28 protein-coding genes are annotated in these 21,372 nt (G+C 43.7%); 16 read left to right on the forward strand and 12 right to left on the reverse strand.

Going from position 1 to position 21,372, the window contains the following annotated elements:
• From JW727_02605 to JW727_02615, 3 genes are read right to left on the reverse strand one after another with little or no spacing between them, the layout of a single operon-like run.
• A complete protein-coding gene (locus tag JW727_02605) occupies nucleotides 1–978 on the reverse strand; it encodes a type II secretion system F family protein (GenBank protein ID MBN2094914.1) in 978 nt (325 codons plus the stop codon).
• Nucleotides 975–1,832, reverse strand: a complete 858-nt coding sequence (locus JW727_02610; GenBank protein MBN2094915.1) for a type II secretion system F family protein — start codon at nucleotides 1,830–1,832, stop codon at nucleotides 975–977. The genes JW727_02605 and JW727_02610 overlap by 4 nt, the downstream gene beginning before the upstream one ends.
• A 47-nt stretch (nucleotides 1,833–1,879) precedes the next feature.
• Entirely contained in the window at nucleotides 1,880–2,374 is a 495-nt protein-coding gene (locus JW727_02615; protein ID MBN2094916.1) for a 50S ribosomal protein L5, read from the reverse strand.
• A gap of 163 nt (nucleotides 2,375–2,537) precedes the next feature.
• On the opposite strand from JW727_02615, the gene JW727_02620 reads away from it, so the two are divergent.
• A complete protein-coding gene (locus tag JW727_02620; protein ID MBN2094917.1) occupies nucleotides 2,538–2,825 on the forward strand; it encodes a hypothetical protein in 288 nt (95 codons plus the stop codon).
• Between the two features lie 41 nt (nucleotides 2,826–2,866).
• On the opposite strand, the gene JW727_02625 is transcribed toward JW727_02620, so the two are convergent.
• A complete protein-coding gene (locus JW727_02625; GenBank protein MBN2094918.1) occupies nucleotides 2,867–3,457 on the reverse strand; it encodes a hypothetical protein in 591 nt (196 codons plus the stop codon).
• A 63-nt stretch (nucleotides 3,458–3,520) separates the two neighbouring features.
• On the opposite strand from JW727_02625, the gene JW727_02630 reads away from it, so the two are divergent.
• The 5 genes from JW727_02630 (at nucleotide 3,521) to JW727_02650 (ending at nucleotide 6,803) form a co-directional block, all read left to right on the forward strand.
• Nucleotides 3,521–4,093, forward strand: a complete 573-nt coding sequence (locus tag JW727_02630; protein ID MBN2094919.1) for a 30S ribosomal protein S7 — start codon at nucleotides 3,521–3,523, stop codon at nucleotides 4,091–4,093.
• 100 nt (nucleotides 4,094–4,193) lie between these two features.
• Complete coding sequence (locus tag JW727_02635) at nucleotides 4,194–4,574, forward strand: hypothetical protein (protein MBN2094920.1); 381 nt, start codon at nucleotides 4,194–4,196, stop codon at nucleotides 4,572–4,574.
• Between the two features lie 65 nt (nucleotides 4,575–4,639).
• The gene (locus tag JW727_02640; GenBank protein ID MBN2094921.1) at nucleotides 4,640–4,975 is read left to right on the forward strand and encodes a 50S ribosomal protein L7ae; all 336 of its coding nucleotides are present in this window, start codon (nucleotides 4,640–4,642) and stop codon (nucleotides 4,973–4,975) included.
• 37 nt (nucleotides 4,976–5,012) lie between these two features.
• Entirely contained in the window at nucleotides 5,013–5,834 is an 822-nt protein-coding gene (locus tag JW727_02645) for a geranylgeranylglycerol-phosphate geranylgeranyltransferase (protein MBN2094922.1), read from the forward strand.
• A gap of 33 nt (nucleotides 5,835–5,867) precedes the next feature.
• On the forward strand, nucleotides 5,868–6,803 hold the full coding sequence (locus JW727_02650; protein MBN2094923.1) for a hypothetical protein: 936 nt from the start codon (nucleotides 5,868–5,870) through the stop codon (nucleotides 6,801–6,803).
• 56 nt (nucleotides 6,804–6,859) lie between these two features.
• On the opposite strand, the gene JW727_02655 is transcribed toward JW727_02650, so the two are convergent.
• Nucleotides 6,860–7,939 carry a M20/M25/M40 family metallo-hydrolase gene (locus JW727_02655; protein ID MBN2094924.1) on the reverse strand — a complete coding sequence of 360 codons (1,080 nt, stop codon included), beginning with the start codon at nucleotides 7,937–7,939 and terminating at the stop codon, nucleotides 6,860–6,862.
• A 21-nt stretch (nucleotides 7,940–7,960) separates the two neighbouring features.
• Here JW727_02655 and JW727_02660 point away from each other — a divergent pair, with 21 nt between their 5' ends.
• Nucleotides 7,961–8,755: a hypothetical protein gene (locus JW727_02660; GenBank protein ID MBN2094925.1), complete on the forward strand. Its 795-nt coding sequence runs from the start codon at nucleotides 7,961–7,963 to the stop codon at nucleotides 8,753–8,755.
• Nucleotides 8,756–8,795: 40 nt separating this feature from the next.
• A complete protein-coding gene (locus JW727_02665) occupies nucleotides 8,796–9,335 on the forward strand; it encodes a 50S ribosomal protein L6 (GenBank protein ID MBN2094926.1) in 540 nt (179 codons plus the stop codon).
• Nucleotides 9,336–9,461: 126 nt separating this feature from the next.
• Here JW727_02665 and JW727_02670 read toward each other — a convergent pair whose 3' ends face one another.
• Entirely contained in the window at nucleotides 9,462–9,833 is a 372-nt protein-coding gene (locus JW727_02670) for a heavy metal-binding domain-containing protein (protein MBN2094927.1), read from the reverse strand.
• Between the two features lie 83 nt (nucleotides 9,834–9,916).
• Nucleotides 9,917–10,189, reverse strand: coding sequence for a hypothetical protein (locus tag JW727_02675; protein ID MBN2094928.1), 273 nt, complete (start codon nucleotides 10,187–10,189; stop codon nucleotides 9,917–9,919).
• A gap of 59 nt (nucleotides 10,190–10,248) precedes the next feature.
• Here JW727_02675 and JW727_02680 point away from each other — a divergent pair, with 59 nt between their 5' ends.
• Nucleotides 10,249–10,731: a hypothetical protein gene (locus tag JW727_02680; protein ID MBN2094929.1), complete on the forward strand. Its 483-nt coding sequence runs from the start codon at nucleotides 10,249–10,251 to the stop codon at nucleotides 10,729–10,731.
• 35 nt (nucleotides 10,732–10,766) lie between these two features.
• On the opposite strand, the gene JW727_02685 is transcribed toward JW727_02680, so the two are convergent.
• The 3 genes from JW727_02685 to JW727_02695 all read right to left on the reverse strand — a co-directional run bounded on the left by JW727_02685 (nucleotide 10,767) and on the right by JW727_02695 (nucleotide 13,150).
• Entirely contained in the window at nucleotides 10,767–11,525 is a 759-nt protein-coding gene (locus JW727_02685; GenBank protein ID MBN2094930.1) for an exosome complex protein Rrp42, read from the reverse strand.
• Between the two features lie 67 nt (nucleotides 11,526–11,592).
• Nucleotides 11,593–11,793, reverse strand: a complete 201-nt coding sequence (locus JW727_02690; protein ID MBN2094931.1) for a hypothetical protein — start codon at nucleotides 11,791–11,793, stop codon at nucleotides 11,593–11,595.
• Nucleotides 11,794–11,980: 187 nt separating this feature from the next.
• Nucleotides 11,981–13,150 carry a translation initiation factor IF-2 subunit gamma gene (locus tag JW727_02695; protein ID MBN2094932.1) on the reverse strand — a complete coding sequence of 390 codons (1,170 nt, stop codon included), beginning with the start codon at nucleotides 13,148–13,150 and terminating at the stop codon, nucleotides 11,981–11,983.
• A 56-nt stretch (nucleotides 13,151–13,206) separates the two neighbouring features.
• Here JW727_02695 and JW727_02700 point away from each other — a divergent pair, with 56 nt between their 5' ends.
• The 5 genes from JW727_02700 to JW727_02720 all read left to right on the forward strand — a co-directional run bounded on the left by JW727_02700 (nucleotide 13,207) and on the right by JW727_02720 (nucleotide 16,732).
• Nucleotides 13,207–13,716 carry a small multi-drug export protein gene (locus JW727_02700; protein MBN2094933.1) on the forward strand — a complete coding sequence of 170 codons (510 nt, stop codon included), beginning with the start codon at nucleotides 13,207–13,209 and terminating at the stop codon, nucleotides 13,714–13,716.
• Between the two features lie 94 nt (nucleotides 13,717–13,810).
• Nucleotides 13,811–14,020 carry a hypothetical protein gene (locus tag JW727_02705; GenBank protein MBN2094934.1) on the forward strand — a complete coding sequence of 70 codons (210 nt, stop codon included), beginning with the start codon at nucleotides 13,811–13,813 and terminating at the stop codon, nucleotides 14,018–14,020.
• 55 nt (nucleotides 14,021–14,075) lie between these two features.
• Nucleotides 14,076–14,651: a hypothetical protein gene (locus tag JW727_02710; GenBank protein MBN2094935.1), complete on the forward strand. Its 576-nt coding sequence runs from the start codon at nucleotides 14,076–14,078 to the stop codon at nucleotides 14,649–14,651.
• Nucleotides 14,652–14,664: 13 nt separating this feature from the next.
• A complete protein-coding gene (locus JW727_02715) occupies nucleotides 14,665–15,660 on the forward strand; it encodes a radical SAM protein (GenBank protein ID MBN2094936.1) in 996 nt (331 codons plus the stop codon).
• Between the two features lie 16 nt (nucleotides 15,661–15,676).
• Nucleotides 15,677–16,732 carry a prepilin peptidase gene (locus tag JW727_02720; GenBank protein ID MBN2094937.1) on the forward strand — a complete coding sequence of 352 codons (1,056 nt, stop codon included), beginning with the start codon at nucleotides 15,677–15,679 and terminating at the stop codon, nucleotides 16,730–16,732.
• Here JW727_02720 and JW727_02725 read toward each other — a convergent pair.
• Both JW727_02725 and JW727_02730 read right to left on the reverse strand, forming a co-directional pair.
• Nucleotides 16,721–17,731 (reverse strand): U32 family peptidase, encoded by a 1,011-nt coding sequence (locus JW727_02725; GenBank protein MBN2094938.1) that lies wholly within the window; start codon nucleotides 17,729–17,731, stop codon nucleotides 16,721–16,723. The genes JW727_02720 and JW727_02725 overlap by 12 nt on opposite strands.
• A 26-nt stretch (nucleotides 17,732–17,757) precedes the next feature.
• Nucleotides 17,758–19,296, reverse strand: a complete 1,539-nt coding sequence (locus JW727_02730; GenBank protein MBN2094939.1) for a radical SAM protein — start codon at nucleotides 19,294–19,296, stop codon at nucleotides 17,758–17,760.
• Between the two features lie 101 nt (nucleotides 19,297–19,397).
• Between JW727_02730 and JW727_02735 the strand changes: the two genes are divergently transcribed.
• Nucleotides 19,398–20,327: a radical SAM protein gene (locus JW727_02735; GenBank protein MBN2094940.1), complete on the forward strand. Its 930-nt coding sequence runs from the start codon at nucleotides 19,398–19,400 to the stop codon at nucleotides 20,325–20,327.
• Between the two features lie 128 nt (nucleotides 20,328–20,455).
• Entirely contained in the window at nucleotides 20,456–21,286 is an 831-nt protein-coding gene (locus JW727_02740; GenBank protein MBN2094941.1) for a hypothetical protein, read from the forward strand.
• The last annotated feature ends 86 nt before the right edge of the window (nucleotides 21,287–21,372 follow it).

Consider the following 21,372-nt stretch of genomic DNA (forward strand, 5'->3'; position numbering starts at 1 on the left):
TTAGAAGAACCCCAGGGCATTTGCCGCTACGATTATGACCATCCCTGCAAACATCATAATGAACCCGTGCTTTAGCCCTTCAAGCCAGCTCTTGCCAGATATCTGCCCTGCAATTATGCCGCTGAAAAAACCCTGGGTTACCGTCATAAGGAAGAATAGTGACTTGTAGTATACATGGAGGGGGTTGGTGCCAAAGCCAAACATTCCAGCAACAACCTGAAACATCTTGCACAGTATCCCGCAAAAAGGGTTGGAGCACCCATCACAAGGAGAAGCGACAGTCATAAGCTGAAGGCCTCCAAGGTTGCTGTCTGTGGAGCCTGCACCCATCTGGTCGAGCATAGGTATGAGAAAATGCCCAAGCATTATGATGAGTACAATGTACATAAGGAAAACTCCGTACATCATCATGACATGCTGCTGCATTATTGCCTTACGATAGTCTTCACTTTCCATGATCTTTAGGAGCGAGCCCCTCAGCGTTTCAAGAATATTTTCGACGTTTCCGCCAGAGCGGTAGGTCTCAAGAAGAACAGTTATGCTTCTTGAAAGTATTCTGCTGTCATCAAGGTTTTTTTTCATCTGCTTTAGGGCATCATCTATGCTAATTTCCCAGCTTATGTCCTGCTGGAGCTTTCTTACGTGCTGGTTTAGGGCGCCATATTCTCCACGGCAGTTCATTATTGCCTGAGGAAAAGAAACCCCGCTGTTTTTTGCTTCCTTCAGGTCGTCAAGGAAATTGGGAAAGTATGTTTCGCATTCCCGGACATCCCTGAAATGCAGGTATTTTAAGAGAAAGACAGGAAAGATGAGGATGAATATAGAGATTAGCAGGAAGTTGTACAGGAAGTTCGAATTTTTATAGACTACAGAAATGATAAGCCCAAGTATGCTAAAACCAAGGGCGCCTATCGCAGAGTATATCAGCCACACCTGTGTTTTTGAAAGGTGACTCTTGAACTTTTTTTTTGAAGTCATGGTGAAACCATCTTGATATAATACGCAAGTGCGATTGAGATTACTGGAAGTATTACAAAGGATATGAAGAACTGCATGACCAGTATATTTTGCGCGCCGCCCATCATGGACATAACCGTTGAAAGAATGGTAAAGAATATGGAGCCGACAATAACTACAGTAATGTAGATTTCAACAATCATGGAGAGGAGGTTTGAGTAGTCCTTTATTTTTCGCTGGTAATTGGTAAAGAGCGTGTTTGCCCTGTTGCTTAAGAAAAGAGATAGGTCTCCGCCGCTTCTTAGCGTCGAGTCAATTCCGATAAGTAGTTCCTTGTACTGCCTTGAAGGCGTTCTTTTTGCTTCCCTCTTCAGGGCACCGCTGAGGTCAAGCCCAAGGCCTTCTACATCCCTTATCACATTCATCGCCTGCTCTTTTAGCTCAGGATACTCGTCAAGTTTTGACACTGCCTTGAATATCTCTATGGGCGGGGCATCCGAGGAAGCGGTTGCAGTCATGTAGCTTACCGAGAACGGAAGGCCTCTTTCAATCTCCACAGCAATAGAATCATACTGCGTTTTGGGGTAAGTCGTAAAAAGAAAGAAAACCATCATAGTAAGCGATGCTGAGATGGCTATTGCCATCAGGAGCGCCCAGACAACATGTGTGAAAAATGAAAATATGAAAGTTATCACTGGAATTTCTATGCAGAAGAGAATGAGGGATATGAAGAGAGCCATTGAAAGGTATTCTTCGGCAGTGTACCTTAGGCCGCTTTTCTTGAGGTCTTCTTTTAGGTATCCGAAATTCGGCGAAAGCTTTTGGGCAACTTCACCGTAAAAAGAATATGCTCTCTTGAAGTAAGATTCAAGCATAATATTCTTGGTTTTTATTTAGCAAACCCCTCTTCTAGAAAAGGCGCCTATAGGAACTTGACTCCAAAATTCTTTGAAACAAAATCTCTTGCTTCATCAGAGCTTATCTGATGGCTCTTTCCGACCTTTTTTCCTTTTTTGATTCCAGCTCTTCGAAGCGTTACGCAGATGTCCATTCCCATGATACCTATTTTGGGGTCGTATTCCATCTTAGGAATGTCTAAGTACTCAGGTATTCCGAACGAAAAGGTCCTTCCCGAAAACGACTTGCTCTTAAGTTTGCCTTCCTTTGCTTTGATAAGCCGGGCAAGCATTTCCTTTGTAGTGTCTCCTCTCAGGGTTACGACCACTCCGATGTTCCTTCCTTTCGCTACGCCAAAAGTGGTTCTTTTCATGGTTTTGCGAAAGCAGGGGTTTTTTCCGGTGAGCCGCTCAAGGATTGTTTTTGCACTCTCTAGGCGCTCTCCCGGCTCTCCAATGCCGGAGTTTATGGTCACCTTCTCTATTTTTATTTCCTTCATAGGGTTTGTTTTTTCTGCCATAAACCCTTTTCGAGAAATAAATTAAAAGGGCACTTGTAATGTTCCATATATAGTTTAGAGTTGCAGTAGGGGGAGAAAATTTCTTTGCAGATATTGCCATATTTGGCAATTAGGGTGGCTAAAAGCCATTTCAGCCCTATAAATACGCAATTTAAATAATCTTATGAGCAACTCTTCAGAAAGCGGAGACTGCGGAGAGGATGACGGCGGCGAGCCGCCTCCAGATGGAGTGAGCGCATATTCAGGAGATCCCCGGAATTATAGGTTGGCTATTTATGATGGCTATGGGGCTTTTGGGGCAGGTAATGGCGGATATGGGGTAATAGAGGCCCAAGCTGCCTTGAATTCTGACTACCTCATGACTCTGGATGACCTTGGACCTGACGGATGTTCTATCTTCTGGTCTGCAATGCCTCCCGTCTATATAAAGATGGACTTGCCAAAGGAGTAGTTCTTTGGCCTTTGCTTTTTCTTTTTGTTTGAAATCTGTATTTATAGTAGTGTCAGCGCAAGCATGACCGCCGTGAGCGCAATGGGTATGGCAAGATTATCGTCAACAGGCGAGAAAAATTCCACCAATGCGCCGATAAAGCCGAAAAACAGGGAATATGCGGGGTTATGGATAAAAACCCAGGCGGCTGGAACCGAAAAAACAATGAATCCAAGTGCTCCCTCAATGCTCTTTTTGCCTCCAAATAGCTTTCTTTTTCCAAAGAATTTTCCGATAAGGGTGGCGGCGGCGTCCCCGACAGACAGGATTGCTATTACCGCGCAGGCGGAAAGCGTGTCAAGGAAGAGGATTGGGATGGAGACTCCAAGGCCGTAGAAAATCACTCCTTTGTAGAGAGTCCGGGCTTTTTTATCCCGTTCGAAGTTACCGACAAGAAACCTGTTTATCGGGTTTTCCCTGAAGGCCTGGAGAATGTAGAATACCAGGACACCTGCAAGGATGGGCAGGGCGACGAGCTTTCCAAAGGCGGCCCCGAGGAAATAAACGTAAAGAGTTATGCAGATTCCAGCTATCAGGTGAAAAGACTTTCTTTTCAGCTCAAGAGGCAGAGCGCCTTTTTCAAGCTTATTCATAAATAATCCAGGGTTTATTATTTTACCCCCCCATCAAGCTTAATTTAAATTTTAGTAAGTTTTATGGACGCAAAGCTGTTTGGTAAGTGGCCTTATGACGTGCAGGTGAGTGACTTGGGGCTTAAGCCCTATATGAACCTGAAGCCGACAGTTATCCCAAAAACCTGCGGCAGGGTGAGAAACAAGCCGCTTGTAGAGCTTTTGATTGCCCACATGATGGTTCCAGGCCACAAGGGAAAAAAGCACAAGATTACCTCCGGGCTTTGCACGGGAAAATATACTACCGTTTACGGCATAGTTGAAGATGCATTTAACCTTATGGAGCAGAGGACAAAAAAGAACCCTCTTGAGGTCCTCGTAAAAGCCATAGAGAACTCAGCTCCTTATGAGCTTACGATTTCGCAGCAGATTGGAGGCATTGTCGCAAGAAAGCCGGCAATATGCGCTCCCAAGAAGCGCCTTGACCTCGTAATGAGGCGCCTTGTTCAGGGAAGCTACTCAAAAGCATTTAACTCCAAAAAAGGCATGACTGAAGCATTGGCTTCAGAGCTTGTCGCCGCTTACAAGAACTCGACTGAAAGCTTTGCGGTAGCAGAGAGGCAAAGAAACGAAAAGGAGGCCGAAGGCGCAAGATAATTCGCGGAACTTTTTGCAGGCAGAAGGTAGATATTTGCGGTTTAAGCTTATTATGCTTATGTCTGTTGTCCTTATCTAATAGTCTGGCTTTAAGGTAAATATGAGAGAAAGAGGGTCCTGGTTTGGATTAGGCCCCGGTTCAGGAAGGGATTTTGGCAGAGTGCTTAAAACGCTTCTGGAGGTGGCGGAAAAGAAGTATGACTACGAAGTTACGGTTCTTCTGCAGGCAATAGGCGAAGCAGAGAGCATAGATGACCTATCCCGCCTTGAGTCATGCTATGGCTTGTCCATTACCTGGGCCAACTATTTCAGGTCCCTAAAGTTGCTCATCCGGTCTGATTGCGACCCTCTGGAGGAGGACACAGAGGCGGTCGTGGGCTTTATAAACGACCAGGTGAGGTTTCTTGAGGATATTGCCTGGCGGCTCGAGAGGCGAATTTGTGACATTAAGTCGGGAAATCCCGGCTTTTCAGGCATCTAATGGAAATGCCAGGGATATATGTATTTGCTTCCCCCTGAGTATTAAATATTTTCGCATATTAGGTTATGGCAGTAGAAAACAAGGTTGATGTTAAGGCACTTTGCGGACTTATAGAGAAAGTGGCAGCAAGCGGAAACGGAAAGGTTATCAAGGGAATTAATGAGGTTACAAAAGCAGCTGAAAAGGGCCTTGCAAAACTGGTTGTCGTTGCCCAGGATGTTGACCCCAAAGAGCTTATTTTGCACATTCCGGTAATCTGCAAGGAGAAAGGAATTACGTATTTTGAGCTTCCTTCAAAGTCAGAGCTTGGCAAAGTCGCAAAGCTTCCAGTTTCCTGCTCATCCATTGCTGTTGTAGAATTTGGAGAGTTTTCAGACGAAGCCAAAAAGCTTTTGAAATAGTCTAATTTTGGCCGGCTTATAAGGTTTATTCCGTACTATGCTTATGCCTTCCCGATTAGATATTGTCCGTCCGGGGGTGTGCCTTCTTTCTGTGATGGGGCTGGTTGTGGGAATGATTTTGCTGGATATCTCCGTAAATGCCTGGTATCTTCCCATGCTTTCCGTGGCACTGCTTTGCGCATCGGGAAATACTATAAATGACTTTTTTGACAGGAAAATCGATGCAATAAACCGCCCTAACCGGCCCATTCCTTCCGGAAGGATGACTCCTGGAGAAGGTTTTCTCATTTATCTGTTTTTGACATTTACAGGGCTTTTGCTGTCTTTTTTTGTTTCGTGGAACTTCTTTATTTTCGCAGCGTTTAACTCGATTGTGATTTATCTCTACTCTATGAAGTTTAAGCGGACTGTCCTTGGTAACCTTGTTGATACCTACCTGGCGGTTTCGGTTTTTATCGCCCCGGTATTGATTGGAGGGGGCATTTTTGACTTTCCTAAGAGCCCCTTGATTTTTATTGCGTCGATCTCATTTTTTGTTAACTACGGGCGTGAGATTTTAAAGAGCGTTGAAGATGTCAGGGGGGACAAAAGCGCGGGGGCAAGGACTCTTCCGATTGTAATTGGGGAAAAGAATGCTGTTTTGTTTGGAAAAATCATGGTTCTTGTCGGCTCGTTATTCCTGTTTTTGCCTTACTACTTTGGGCTTTTCGGGGAGGCCTACTTTATCTTCTCACTTGCCCTGTTTTTGGGTGTTGTTTTCATACTTGGCCTGAAAAATGCTTCAAAGGTTCAGCGGCTTATAAAGATTGTGATGTTTTTGGCCTTGCTGGCTTTTTTGGCCTTTTCAGCAAGTCTTTGAGGTCCGGGTATATATACCGGGGATATATAGATTATGGTTGTTCCTGCAGCAGTTTCTGCGCTTACCGCAAGTGCGAAGGCCTTGGAATGGTATAATCATAAAGAAGGTGCTGTTTCTGGCAAGGGTTATTCCGGGGCAGCAGCTAATGCTCCTGCGGCTGGCTACAGCACGGGTGGAAATAAATCTGCCATGAGCTATGCAAGTGGCCTTACAAGCAAGGTGGGCAATACGGTTCTCAAGCGCCCTGTTCAGGTTGCAGCTCTTGTAGGCGGCAGCCTGGCGGCACTTTACCTCTCTAAAGCGGTTTTAGGGCTTGACGCTTCAGATTATCTTCAAAAGCTTCCGGTTCCCTTCCTTGGCGGTGAGGATGGTCTGCTTGACAAAACTTTGGATGGTTTTTACGCAAAGGGCGATGAGCTTGTTGAAGCGGGCGATAAAGCGATTCAGAAGCTTGGCGGCTATGAAGAGCTTAATCCACTTGAGGCAGCGAAATCTGATCCAGCATCTACAGTTTTGACGAGGGATGATGTCTTAAATGATGCCATTCTTGGCGTTCAGGAAAATGGGTTTTCTGATAATATGAAAAGCTTTCTGGAGAGTCAGGGATATACTCCTGAGCAGATTGACGCCATGGCTGCTGATGGAATTGATACTATTGAGGCAACTCGTGCAGTTCAGAGCATGGATAGCTCGGTTTATGCAAGTGTCAAAAGCGCCATGGAAACTGCCCGTGCTGCAGGTGATAATGTAAACGCGGCAGGCACAGCGGCATTGGAGGGGGCGTCTTATGATCCCTTTGTTTTGGAGGCGCATCCTGACCTGCAGCACCTGGACCCACAAAATATTGATGCCTGGCGGACAAAAGGTGAGGTTATTGCGGGAGCTGTTGGAGCCGCAGGCTTTGGGGGGTATGCCGTGCTGAAAAAGAAGGGTCAGGAGCAAGCGCAAAAACCGCTCGGGTTTGCATAGAAGTTTTACTTAGAGAAGTATTTTTGAAACAGAACCGCTTATTGATATGTGCTAGGCTACTTCCAATTATTTGCAACTAACTCAACAAACTTCAGTGTTTCCTCGACGTCCCGGGTATCGAAAATCTCGTAAGGTGTATGGAGGTTTCTTGTTGGGATGCCAATGGAACATGCGAGAATCCCCCTTTTTACAATCTGTACTATTGCCGCTTCAGTCAGGCCGCCTTCAGAGATTTCGAGCTGGTGCTTTATCTTGTTTTTCTTTGCAGTTTCGAGGAGGAACTTTCTCAGTGTGTCCGGAAGAACTGTTCCCTGCCCGTCAGCTTCAAGGAGGACTATTGTCGGGCCTTTTCCAAGGGATATTTCTGATTCTTTCTTGCTAATCATCGGAAGGTCGCCGCTGGGGGTCGTGTCGAGTATAATGGCAAGGTCTGGCTCTATCTCATAAGTTGCGGTGCGCGAGCCCTTGAGACCGACCTCTTCCTGGGTTGAGAAAACAAAGTACAGGTCATCTTTGTGGTTTTTTAGTTTCTTGAGAAGCTCTATAAGGCAGTAGACTCCAAGCCGGTTGTCAAATGATTTCCCGCAGTATGTCGTGTCAGTCATTTTAGTGAACTTGCTCGCAAAGCTTATGGGGGTTCCCTTTTCTATCTTGATTTTTGGGCTTTCCTCTCCGTTTTCTTCTTCCTCGCCCTCTTTTTTCTTTTTCTTCTTTTCGTGCACGAGCCCTAGGTCGATGCACATGTCATCATATTTTATCTGCTTGTCGCGGTCTTCCTTTTTCTGGAAAAATATGGGCTTTGAGACGATAATTCCATCGTAATCCTTTTCGGCCTTTATTATGACTTTTCGGGATGCAAGAATCCTGTCATCAATGCCTCCGACTTTTAGGAACTCGACAAACCCGCCGCTCATTCTTTTCGCGATAAATCCTATTTCATCCATATGCGAGACAAATGCAATCTTTTTTGGTTTCTCCCCATTGCCTTTACGAAAGGCAATAAGGTTTCCCATGTTGTCGGTTTTCACCCAATCGGCTTCTTTTTCAACTTCTTTTTTTATGACTTCCCGGACTTCTTCTTCGAATCTGGAAACCCCGCGGGCTTCGCTTAGTCGCCTTATTAAATCGATGTCCATTATATAAGCTGTTTTTAATTTATGAGGGCACCACCTTTTGGCATTCTGATGTTTTCGATGGTGGCTTTGGTTTTTCTTTCGGGGTGCACGGCTGATCCCGGCAACAATACTGACCCATATAGAGGGGTGATGAATGCTTATCTTTTGTCCGAGCTTGAGCGTGTGAGGGGAGGGGATTATACTGTGCTTGACCTGGTTGTGGAAAACCCGAGCAGTTATGACCTTTATACTGAGGACCGTTATGACGTTACTGCCAAAATTTCGAGTCTGGGCCTTTTTGACACTTCTTCAGAAACAAAGGAGCAGACTGCGGATATGCGGGGCGTCAGGAAAAAGACCTTTTCATGGAAGCTTGTGGCGCCAGACGACCTTGCTGCTCAGGCAGACACTACGGTTAGAGTCCGGCTCCAGGTTGAGAGGACAGCGACCTTTACGATGCCGCCCATAATATTTGCCGACCAGGAGTATGCCACTTCAAGAGAGGTGGCGGGAAACCCCATACCAAAGGGCTCGACTCAGGTTGTCTTTTCGGATAATTTTGTGGATGTTTATGTGGACCTAAACCAGGCGCCGCCCATAACTACCGACTCCGTGCATGGAAACGTCAAGTTTGTCCCCAAGGGAAACGGGCTTATCGATATAGGGAGCATTTCCATGCCCAAGGGCACGTGCAGGGACATAGACAAAGTTGCAAAAACCGCATCATGCGAGTTTAAGGCAAACCCGGACACAATGGTAGAGGAAACGTTTCAGATGAAGATAAGCTACACTTACAAGCTGGACTTGGAGAAATCCCTGGCAATATACCCATATTAAACTCTTTTGCTTGACTTTTAAATTTATTCCAACTAAGATAATGGAGAAAATAAAGATTCCGGAAGGGACAAGCGCTGAAGTCAGCGGCTTTAAGGTAAAAATCAGCGGAAAGCTTGGTACCTTGGAGAGGGACTTCTACAATAGGGGAACCGCTTCCATCGTAAAGCTTGAGAAAACCCCCGAAGGGATAAATGTGGTGGGTAAGGACGAAACCCGCAAATCAAAGGCCCTTGTAGGGACGATTGCCTCGCACCTCAAGAACATGGTTGCTGGCGTAAATAAGGGCTATAAGTACTCCCTGAAGGTGCATTATGTCCACTTCCCCATGTCTCTTGAGCAGAAAGGCCAGGAAGTAACCGTCAAGAATTATATGGGCGAGAAGGGCAATAGGAAGCTTAGGGTGCCTGACGGGGTAAAAATCCAGATAAACAAGCAGGACATTACGCTTACCGGCATAGACCTTGAAAAAGTGGGCCAGGGGGCGGCAAACTTCGAAATTGCCACAAGGCATACCAAAAACGACCGCAGGAGGTTCCAGGACGGCATTTTCATTGTGGAGAAGGCAGCTCCAATGGAATAGTTTTTCCAGCTCTTATCTTTTTAGGTGGATTTGGGGCTATTGGCAGATATTTTTGAAAATCACAGAACTTAGAGAGAATTGCCTCTAGGGTGGCTAATGGCTTAAAAATAAACAAAATTACTTGCCTTATGCAGTGGCTTGTGCTTTGGATGCTGTGCGGCCCTTGTACCTGAAAGGCGTTCCTGTGGCTTTTGCAACCATTATGTCTCCTGCAGGGCCCATTGGCTCGGTTCCAGCAGAGTAGCCGACAATTCCGTCGATGTCTCCGTACAGGGCAGAGGCCCGGCTTACCATGTCCTCCTTTGCGCCTTCTACGGCCTTTCTCACCATTTCTTTATACTCTGGGACGCCCATTCCAAATGCGCTCCTGACGTTTGCAAAGAAGTCCCTTATGAAGTCTTTTGAGGTTGCTGCATAGCCCGTTACTTCAGGCATTAATTCGATTTCCTTTCCAGGCATAGTTGGGGTCGTATATACCGGAGGATTATTTGCGTTCATTTTTATCACCTAGATATAGTTACTTTATAACTATAAATGCTTTTCAGGACCTTTTCTTAGATTAAGTATTAAGCCGTTGGGAGTTATCTCTTATTTGAGCCCCTTGCCTTTCCTGGCTGGGAGATTCTTCTGTGCCTTGCGCAGCTGGGGCATACATAGAGTCGATTCTGTGAAGTCAGAAGACCGCTTTCTGCCAAATCCCGCCTGAGACCGGGGTCGGATATGGAAAAGCCCCTCTTCTTGACAAATGTCTTGTATTTAGGCACTCTTTTGCCGCAATAGGAGCAAGGCACTGTAAGCTCATTGCCTCTCCCTTTTCCGTGCTTATGTACCCTTCTATAAGGTGCTCCTGCCATAAATTTGTATGAAACCTTTATATTTAGACCGATATCTTTAGGTTCTGTGTTTTCTAATTATGAGGGGTCAGACTTTTGTCCTTGGCGCAATTTCACTTGCGCTTTCCTTTCTCTTGCTGATGCCGGCAGTCCAAAAAGACCTTTACCTTCCGACTTTGGGCGAAGAATCGCTCCAGAATGTCGCGGGCAGCTATAATTCCTGGATTGCTTACCAGTCGCTTGAGGGCATCGGGGAGACCAGCTCTTTTGGCAGGTTCGTAAAGGGCGAATACCCGCACCTGGAAATATTTTACGTGCTTGCCGATGGAAAAACACTATCTCTCGCAAACTTCTTTGACTCAACGCGGAGCGTTTCCCTTGAAGGTGGGGAGGTTTTGCTTGACAGTGGGGAGGTCAAGAGATTTTCTTGTGGGAAAAGCGTTTCCATGACATTTGAGGGCAGGAATATATCATATGAGCCGCAAAGCGCCCTTTCCGGGGCGATTTTTATAAGCGGGGGCTTGGAAGGCGCCAGACTGGAAATCCTCAGAATCTACAAGTGAAATGAATCTGAATCTTAAAAAAATGTTTGCGTGGATTACTTCATCAAAATATTCCTTAGCTCTTCCTGCTTTTCGGACCCAATCTCGAAAATCTTTTCGAGTTCTTCCTTTGGGATTCCTGCTTCACCCTGCTTTTGCATTGCGCAAATCCTGTCCTTGTCAAGGTAGGAGATTGTGAGGGCATAGTCTATTGCCTGCTCTTCGACGCTGTTGAGGTCGATAACGTATTTCTGATCTATGCAGGAAACAGTCACCATTACAGGGATATTCCTTAAGGGTATGGGCTTGTCACCCCTGCCTACCTTTCCATCTTCTGTAAGCACAGGCATCTTCGTGTTCATAAGCGCCTTTATTGCCGCAAGGTTCAGGGCATCCATGAGATTTCCGTCATAGTTGATTACATACGCATCGATGAATACCGAAAACGCCTTCTCTTTTGGCGTTATGCAAAAATCCTCCATGTTTAGCATTTTGCTTTCCCTTATGCTCCTGTCGACAACCCTCGAAATCTCGACATCCTTGTTCTGAGGAAGTGTCTTGAAGGTTATTGGAACATAGTTAAGGGATACCATAAGCCCGCCTTCGTTTGGGCTGTCCGGGTAGGGGGTAATTACATCGAATTTTATGCCCACAATTACCTTTGTATCACCCATAGAGAGCATACAGCAGCCGTCTGCCTTTTTGAGGGCATTGACGACAAGGTCGGTTTTCCTGTACTCCAACGGCTTTCTTCCGTCAAGCCGATTGTCATTTGAAATCAATTCTTTTACCAATTCTGGAGATGTTACGTCCATAACACTTAAAGCAAGATAATTATTTGTATCCATAAAATCCAGACGGGAGTGGCTTCTTGGCAGAAAATTACTTTTCCTGGCTTTCAATGGATATTGAGGTTGAGGCCTCATCAACCCATTTTTTAATCATTTCCTCAATTACGCTCGACATTTTCATTTCCTTCAGCACGCATAGTGCCTTGAACTTAAGGAACAATTCTTTGTCGACTTCTATAGTAGTGGTAAGCTTTTCGGATACTCCCTTCTTTTCTTCACTGACTTCAGACATTATATGTATATGATAATAAGCTTAAATACTTAATATTGGTATAAATTTAGGTATTTTTATATTAAGATATGAGTTTCGCCTGAAGACTTTATTCCTTTTTGCAAGTGGGGTTCGTAGTCTTTCACAACATAGGATTGAGGTATTTGCTAGGGTCTGCTTGTGAAGATTAACATCCACGACACTATAATCATTCAATCACTCCCCAGCCGATTAATCTCCACTTGTGGTCAATGAGCTTTGAGTAGCTTATCTTGCTTCCCTTGTCGGCGCAAAGGGGGGCATTAAGCTTGCACTTGATTTGCTTCTTGTCTATGCCGCCGACGCTTCCTGTACTTCTGCTGTTTCTGCAGGTTATTAGTATCGTGTCTCCGGATTTAATCTCGTATTTTTCAAAGAGCGTGTATGTGGCCACCAACTCCTGAATGGTGGGGGGCATCTTTCCGTTTCCCGCGATGCACCCCACGAGCTTGTCTGACTTGGCAAGTGATGGGTCAAGGGAGGTCTGTATTGCAACAAGCCCGCCAGACGTCGCCTCTTCATACGCCTCTTCATCCCTCCTTATCTCCTTGATCTTGGTTTCAATTTCGATATATTTGCCACCGATAAGGACAGGCTTTAGAATAATCTTTTCGCCTTTTTTGAGCTTTCCACGTATTACGCTTCCGCCAATTACTCCTCCGGAAAGCTCCTCTGGCTCAATTCCCGGCTTGTTTGCGTCAAAAGACCGGGCAATGAGAAAAAGAGGGTCACCTTCAATTGCGGGGTGCTCCTCAAGAGACATGAGTTCTGATATCAGGAAGTCCAACCCGACTTTTTGCTGGGCGGACAGTGGAATGATGGGCGCGTTTTCTGCAATAGTTCCTTTCAAAAAGTCCTTGATTTGTTTGTGGTGCTTTTCCGCTTCCTCGCGGGTTATGAGGTCTACCTTATTTTGGACCACGATTATGTTTTTTACTTCCCCTACCTGAAGGGCTCTCAGGTGCTCCTTTGTCTGCGGCTGGGGGCAAACCTCGTTTGCAGCGATCACGAGAATGGCTGCATCAAATAGAGCTGCGCCGGAAAGGACAATCGGTATTAAGCTTTCATGGCCCGGGGCGTCAATAAGCGAGAACATCTTAATAGGTGAGCAGTCTGAAAAGCAAGCCATGCATTTTTTTGAAGTGCAGTATTTTTTGCACTTCTGGCATTGGTAGATAGTGAAATCCGTGTAGCCGAGCCGTATGGTTATGCCTCTTTTTTTCTCCTCAGAATACTTTGACACCCATTTGTCCGTAAGCGCTTCCACCAGGGTGGTCTTTCCATGGTCAACATGGCCCATAAGCCCTATGTTTATCTTGGGGTGCATTTTTTCTGCCATAACTATGGACATGTTTTTAACTTTCCTAGAATTAAACTTTCTTTTGGGTTACAGTTATGCTTTATGAAATACTGCTCTTAGTGATTGTTACTTTTATTCCTGGGCTTGAACTCCGGGCAAGCATTCCTTTTGGAATCTGGGATAGGCCACTCCAGCTTCCCTTTGGCTATGTGATTAATGGCCTTGGGATGGACCCCTTTATTGTATTCACCGCATGTGTAGTTGCAAACATATTGCTTGGCGAGCTTGTTTTTTTTGGGCTCAATTATCTCCTGCCCTACGTTTTGAAAATCGGGCTTTTGAAAAAAGTTTATGAAAAGTGCGTAAGAAGAATCCAGAGGAAGGCAAAGCCCCATATTGAAAAATATGGCCCCCTGGAGCTTGCGCTTTTTATCGGAATCCCCTTTCCGGGAACAGGTGTCTATAGCGGCGCGCTTCTGGCTTTCTTGCTTGGATTTCGAAAGCGCGATTTTTCTGTTGCAAATGTCCTGGGCGTCCTTATGGCAGGCATCACGGTAACACTGATTACAGTGGGGGCATTGGGGGCATTTTCCTTTTTGCTCTAAAGCCCTGCTCTGGGCGTTATCATTGACCCCTTTGCTTTTAAGGGGGTATTTTGGGCCAAGAACTCCTTTATTTAACTAAATAAATACTCTATTAATGAAGGAGGAAGCGCAGGTTTACCTTTTCCTTTTTATCGGCTCGCTTTGCCTGCTACTGGCAAGCTTGTTTGCAGGAAATGTCGAATGGGCACTAGGGGCAACTGCAGCATCATTTTACGGTACGATATTTCTCTCGTTTATTTTGATACTGGTTGCAGGCATATTCTGGGTGTCTGCGGCAAAGCTTTTGAGGCCTTTGAGACATTAGGGTTGCCTTTTATATGATTTCAGAGCCCCGTTGCATATATTTAAGAAGTTATATTATGTCTCAGGACGGCATAGTTGTGGAGAAAGCACAGGGCTCAGTCTTAGTGAAGATAGCTCCTAAGATATACCCTCTTCCAATAATTTATCAGGCGGCAGATGTCTTTATAGACAAAAATTATGTTTTTCTTGATGGTGACCCGGAAAAAGAAGTCTTGGTTACTATCAAGCCAAAGGATTCCTCTGCAGATTTGGAGGCGATTGCGGGGGACTTTCATAACGAGCTTCTGAACTATTCGGCCTATTTCGTAAGGGCTGCCACAAACCGGGATTTGAGGGAGCTTATTCTGAAAAGGGCTTTTTTTTCGGTAAAAATGGACGCCCAAGAAGACGAAGCATTTAGGGAAAAGCTTGATGAAAAGGAAGTCATAGATATAGGTACAAAGGTTCCAATCTTTGGGGACCTAGAACAAAATGAGCAAACTCCTTTGGCGGGGGGTTGTGGTTCTCGGTCATCGGACGCAATATGGTCAGAAGAGGATGATTTTGACTTGGACGAGATAAGCAAGCCTTGGGACGAGCAAAAAGGGAAAATGGACTCATTGCCAAAACAATTAAAAGAGAATCACAAATGATATTCCTCTAAATATGCTTGGAAAAGTGGTTACGGTGGATATAAAATTTGGCTATTCATGCAATAATAACTGTGTGCATTGTGTTATTGCCGGGCATAAGGAGAGGCTGAGAAACGAAGGAAAGCCCGTAGACAGAACAACGGATGAGATAATGGGGCATCTTACCGATGCAAAACGGCTTGGCGCAACCTCGGTAGTATTTACTGGGGGAGAAGTTACCATAAGATCGGATTATTTTGAGCTTTTGAAGTTTGCGGCAGATTTGGGACTTTTTATCAGCTTGCAAACAAATGGCAGATCTTTTTGCTTTAGGGATTTTGCAAAAAGAACGCTCATTATTTGTCCAAATATGCATTTTGAGATTGCAATTCATTCGGACAATGCGGCCCGTCATGACGCTATTACTAGGGCAAAGGGTTCTTTTGAACAAACTCTGGCAGGGATAAAGAACCTTAAGGAGGTCGGGGCTAAGAGTTTAAATTTTAAGGTGGTTATTTCAAAATTGAACTTTAGATCTTTGCCGGCTATTATTGACTTGGCAAGGATTTGCGGTGCCAAACAAGTAGATATAGCATATCCTCATGGGATGGGCAATGCGTTAAAGTACTGGCATGAAATCATCCCCCGCTATAGTGAAATCTCAGAATATCTCCTTGCGGCGGCCAGGGTTGGAATTAGCAGGGGAATAGCAGTAACCTATGAGGCAGTCCCTTTTTGTTTTTTAGCGGGATTTGAAACCTGTGTCTCAGAACTTCATTATCTGAGGGGTTATTCGAAGGGAGAAACTTCCTCTCTGAGGCAGGTCGGGGACCCTGAAATTGATTGGCAAAGAAATCGCATCTCCATAAAGGCCAAATCAAAAAACTGTACAAATTGCAAATTTTTCAATATCTGTGAGGGAGTATGGAAAGAATACCTGGAAAAATATGGTTCAGAAGAACTTAAGCCTGTTTTTGGTAGAGCTATTTTGACCTATGAAGGGCTTTTAGATTGCGTTAATAATCCTTAGTTTGGTTACAGATATTATGCTCTATCTGACTTCCTTAGATATTCTTCGAATGTTGATTTTTTCCGTCTTTGGAATATTCCTATCCTATATAGACTTCAAGGAAAAAAAAGTCTACAATCTACACCTGATTTTTATGGCTCTGGCAGGTTTGGTTCTATTCGCTTTTGGAATGTATCCCGATTTGTATGGATCCTTGCTGGTAAATTTTCTCTTTGCCTTTTTTACAGGCATCCTTTTTTGGAAGATTGGGCTCTGGGGGGCAGGCGATGGCAAACTTTTTGCAATTTGCTCATTTTACCTGCCATTTAAGATGTATTTGTCCTTTTTTTACGCTCAGGTTATATTGGTCAACGTTTTCATTTTGGCTTTTCTAATATGGTTTCTGCCATTAATATTAAAAACCAAATTTTCAGAAAAAGTTCAGGCCTTTAAACAAACCTTCACCAGGGATAATGTATTAAACTTAGGATTGCTCATCTTTGGGCTATTTTATTTTGTCGGCACTTTGCTTTCTTTACTTGATTTGGGCCTTTATACAACAGGGTATATTATTGCGTTGTTTATAGGTCTGGCGTCATATGCAGTCTTGAGAAGATTTTTTTCACGTAACCTGACCTACATTCTTTTCGTCTTATGCCTCGCAAGATTTTTTTTTGATATATCCATATTTACTATGTATTTTTGGGAATTGTTTGCACTCACCATGGCAATTTTGCTAATTGCCATGTGGTTTGGTAATTTGAGTATCTATATATCGTATGACGAAAAAAGGCTGTGTGATCTGGAGGAAGGGGATGTGCCTATCGGAGTGATCACTACCAAAGGCACGACAATTGAGCTCAAAAAATGGCTGGATAGGCATCTTGTTGCTGGTGAGCTTATCATGAAGAAAGGGTTTTCCAAAGAAGATCTTGGGCGATTTGGAGGATTGAAGGGTATAGAGGGTTTCTTGACTAAGAAGACAGTATGTTTTACCCCTCTGATAATTGTGGCAGTATTGCTGGTCGCAATCCTCAAGGTAGATATACTGACCTACCTATTGTCTGAGATACACTATCATTTACTTGAATGATTTGCTGATTTTTGAGCAGTCCTCCAAGGCCTCTATGCAATACTTGCCTCTGCAAAGGTCTTTGTCGCATTCAATGATTCTATTGAAGAATCCTAGCTTTTCCAGGCTTTTGTTGTTTATAGACCTACCGAATTTTTTATTAAAGCAGTCTAGATTGGAATCCATGATGTCGAGAAGGTTTCCTTCAAAATTTTCAGAAAGATACGCCTTTGTGGTATTTATGATCCATTCTTTTGAGTGAGATCTTCCGGTTATTTTGAAATAATTGGTGATCTTTCCATAGGTTTTTAGATTTTCTGGATTAATCCACGGGGACATTAAGATTAAGCTTGGCTCGTTTGCGGATAGTTTATGGCAATTGAAAAAGAATGCCTCTTTCGGGTCAATGCCCTCTACTGAACAATGAGATACAAGGTTAAAGTGAAATATCCGGTAGGGGCATTTATAGAGGCATCCTTCATTCACCATTAATTTAAGCTCGCATCCCGTAGAATGCCTTATGTCCTCAAGCAGTCTCAAATTCCGGTTGATGTCCCTATCTGGAGTTATGGTGGATGCTCCAAAACGCTTGAAGAGTACGGCCCTTTGGATGGAATCTATCTGGGACAGTACGGAGGCAGATATTTTAATCTTTGGGAATTCACTGCTTATTTTTTGAATCCATAGAGGGTTTGCGATGGTGACTCTTTCTAAGCCATGCTCCCGATAAAGTGTCTCTACAAGTTTGAGGACTTTTGAAACATTTGATTCGGAATACCCATTTAGACCTTCGCATGTAGAATTCAGAAGCATATTGGCTTTGATACCTTCTTTGTGACAAAATTCGGTAACCTTTGCGATGTCCTTAGGGGTGGTTTTATCCATTACTCTGCCTGAACCACAATGGTCCTGCGGTCCAGAAAAATAAATCTCCTCTATACGGTTTCCGTTTATTTCCTTTATTCTTGCCAATTCTTCCAATAAGGAAAAATCATTATTGTAGGGGACAGAGAACTTCATATTGACCATAATTAGGCATTTGACTTTTATATGGAATATACTCTTTTTTCATTTTCATGCACGATTTCAAAGTTTAAAATTTCACGGGGATTTTTTTCTCTAAATATGCCCAAAGTACAGGATGACTGAAAACAGTCCACCATGTTTTTCCTGAATTGTAGACTCCGTTTGTCAGGTGTTGCAAGGCGGTATTTTATACACCGACTTGCCATAGTTTCTATTTTTTCAGGCAATTTTGGGCCAATTATTTTTTGAGGTTCGTATGTGATGCCATATTCTTCCGGATGCATTCCCATTGGGCTATTCATGTCTAAATAATGTATGCCAAGGCATGCCTCCATACCTTCTTTAAAGCAGTAGTTCAGTCTCCTCAATATTTTCAAATTTCTGATAAACTCTGTTTCAGATTCTCCCGGATAGCCATATACCATGCCGATGCGGCATTCTATTCCGGACTGATGGGTGGCTTCCAGAGTTTTAACCATCTCCGCCACGGTTATCTTTTTATTCATATCCTCCAATATTCTTTGATTGAAGCTTTCAACTCCAAATCTAAGGGTCCTGCATCCGGAACGTTTCATTTTTTTGAGTATTTCCGGAGTTAGATTCTGTGTCCTTGCACAGGCATCCCAGACAATGTCCAGATTTTCACCAATCAAAGCATCACAAAGCCCATTCAGCCACTTAATATCTATGTTGATAGAGGTGTCGTCAAAGCTGAAGATTGCCTTTTTCTTTAGCTTCTCCTTCTGGGTTTTTATCTCTTCGATTACGCCTTCAATATTTCTTTGTCTAAAATTGATGTAGAGATTGTTGCAAAAGGAACAGCTGTAAGGGCAACCGCGGCTACCCATAATAGGCACCAGTTCATATTGGGCAAGGTCTGAGCCATTCCAATCCGGGAATGAAATCTGATCAATATTTATGAGGGGACCAGGTTTATTTTGGATCACTTTGCCCTCTTTAAAATAACTTATCTGGGGGATAAGGCCTATCTTCTTTTTGCCACAGTAGTAGTCTAACAATTCAACTATTGCTTTTTCCCCCTCACCTTGAACAATGATGTCGCACAGGCCAAGCTTCAGAAATAGTTCTTTGTAGAGGTCATAATTGCAGGTCCATCCACCAAAAACTATTGGGATTTTTTCTTCTTCTCGGATTATTTTGCTCAAAATAATGCTGAGGTATTCATTAGATTCATGCAAAGAAAATAAGAGTATATCCGGATTTTTTAACAGTATGGACTTCGAATATTTTTCTGCAAGCTTCCACATACGTTCGATAACCCTTGGCCTATTAGCCCTGCCAGGAAACAATGTGCTCAAGAGAACATTCAAATTCGGCATACCCACAGGGATACGGTCATTAAAATCATGCTTTTTTTTATCCAGTGCAAATGAAATCAGTTCTTGGTAATCTCGCGGGTTATTGTGGAATAGGTCTATATTTAGATCGTGAATCTCTGTGGTATGTCCGCAATTCTGTATGGCTGAGTTTATATACCCAATTCCCAGAGGGGCACAATCCATGTAACCTGTAGGTGCGAATACTATGCTTGCTTTCATAATACTTTTTGCCTATTCAAATACTGCCGGGTCTCTTGGCCCTAAATGCTTCTCTACCCGACATGGGCCTGCAGTATATTGTTTTTTTAAGTCTAAAGCATATGGTAAACTTAATAGTTACCGAGAAATGTAACCAGAATTGCCCTTATTGTTTCTTTGAGAGGGTGGGCGGGAAAGAGCTTTCTTGGGAGAACTTTCAAAAATTTTTGGAATGGTGTGTTAAAAATGATTTGACTAGGGTACAGCTTCTTGGGGGAGAGCCTTTTTTACACAGGGACATCTATAAGATCATTCAGGTGCTTAACAAAACAGGGATTGGTGTGGACACAATAACTAACGGGCTTGTACCTATCGATAAGGACTTGCTGTTGGGGCTTAACCCGCTTTCCTTTTTGGTGAATTATACTGCTTCAAGTACAATGGAGAACAGAGAGGAATTGCGTAAAAATCTTGACATTTTGTCTCGGATTAGCCCTTCAGCACTTACAATGGCTGTGACGTTGTACCGGTTTAATCAGGACCTTGAGGACCTATGGCGTCTTTTAGATCTCTATAGAATTAGAGCCTTAAGGGTTGATTTGGCTCAACCTTCGGCATCGAGGAATAATCTCTTTGTCCCTTTGACCCAGTACTCTGGTTTTAAGGGGCAGTTGGTGGATATTTTCAAGAAATGCAAAAGAAATAAAATCTCTTTGTTATTTGACTGTGGTTTGAGTTGCAGCATTAACCGGATATTTTCGGAGGGCGAATTGAGTCTTTTTAGAAAAAACGTTCGCATTGCGACCCGATTCTGCAAACCCGTAGTGGATATATTCCCAGATTTATCTGCTTCTTACTGTTTTCCACTACAATACATAAAGATCAAAAATTGTTTGGATTACCGGTATTCAGAGTTGGTTGGAGAGTTGCATAACGGAGTTAAGGACTACTTGGACTACGATAGACGGTATCAAGGGTGTTGTATTGCACACCTGGAAAATCTGGGGTTAAAGGCAAGCAAGCCTCTAGACAGAAATGATTCCCGCTGCTGAAACCCCCGGAGTATAGTATTCCATCTGAACAGAGGTTTGTTGCCAGTTAGGCCTCGACGAAAGGTTTTACTCCTGACCTGAATTTGGTTTGGTCAGATAGAATATGCTTGTTGAATGGCTATATACTTATGCCAGGGTACAACTTATCAGAGGTTCTTAAAACTAGCGGGATTCAGGGGGTTGTAGAGAGTATCTATGGGACTTATTATTTGAAAGATGTGGGTGTGGTGAGAGGGGATAATTCATATTTTGTTTTTGCCAAATATTCATCTTCTAACCTTGTTGATGAGGTCACCCGGGAAGAGTTTTATTTCATTTTGGAAACTAAGTTTAATTGCGATAGCAGTTATGGGGTAAACTTTAGGGGAACCTACTTTATAAATACCCATCTGCCCGAACAGAATGTGTTTACATTTAGCATGGCCAATGCCTTTAGAATTTCCTGGCGAGATAAGAACCTTTTAAATACCCTGGTTAGCTTTGATCACTGTGAAGAAGAACTGAAACGGCTGGCGTTCTCTATAATTGATGGGCGAAGAGGCGTTAATCAAGAGACCTTAGAGTTGTTTGCCCGGGTTCCGGAGACTTTTCTTGGATTGAATCTGGCTAAGCTCCAGCAATCATTATGTAGGCTGGTCATTGGGGGCAAGCAGAAAATGTTCAGGCGGCTTTCAGCAATCTACTGCAAGGAGGGTGGCGATTTAGAAATGTATTTCATGCCCGATGCATCCGCTCGGCTTAACAAAGCATTGCTTATTTGGGAATTTTTTGGGGATTTTGCAAAAGAGATTACCTTCCATAACGATAACTACTTTGATCTTGGATCTCACCCAAAAACTACCCCGGGCTACTTCTTACTTGCTAAACCCAAGAATTGCCTCCTTATTGTATGCTCAAAATCCTACCCTAAGCAAAAACTAAGGTCTATTGCCAAAATGTTTTTGGGTTGTTTAATCTGAACTCCTTATCTATCGAGCTCACCCCCAAATTTGTGGCGCGAGATGCTCTAGGCACACTGTCTGGTTAGGGTGCATTTGGAACTGAA

It is taken from the genome of Candidatus Aenigmatarchaeota archaeon (assembly GCA_016932615.1).
Taxonomy (GTDB): domain Archaea; phylum Aenigmatarchaeota; class Aenigmatarchaeia; order QMZS01; family QMZS01; genus JAFGCN01.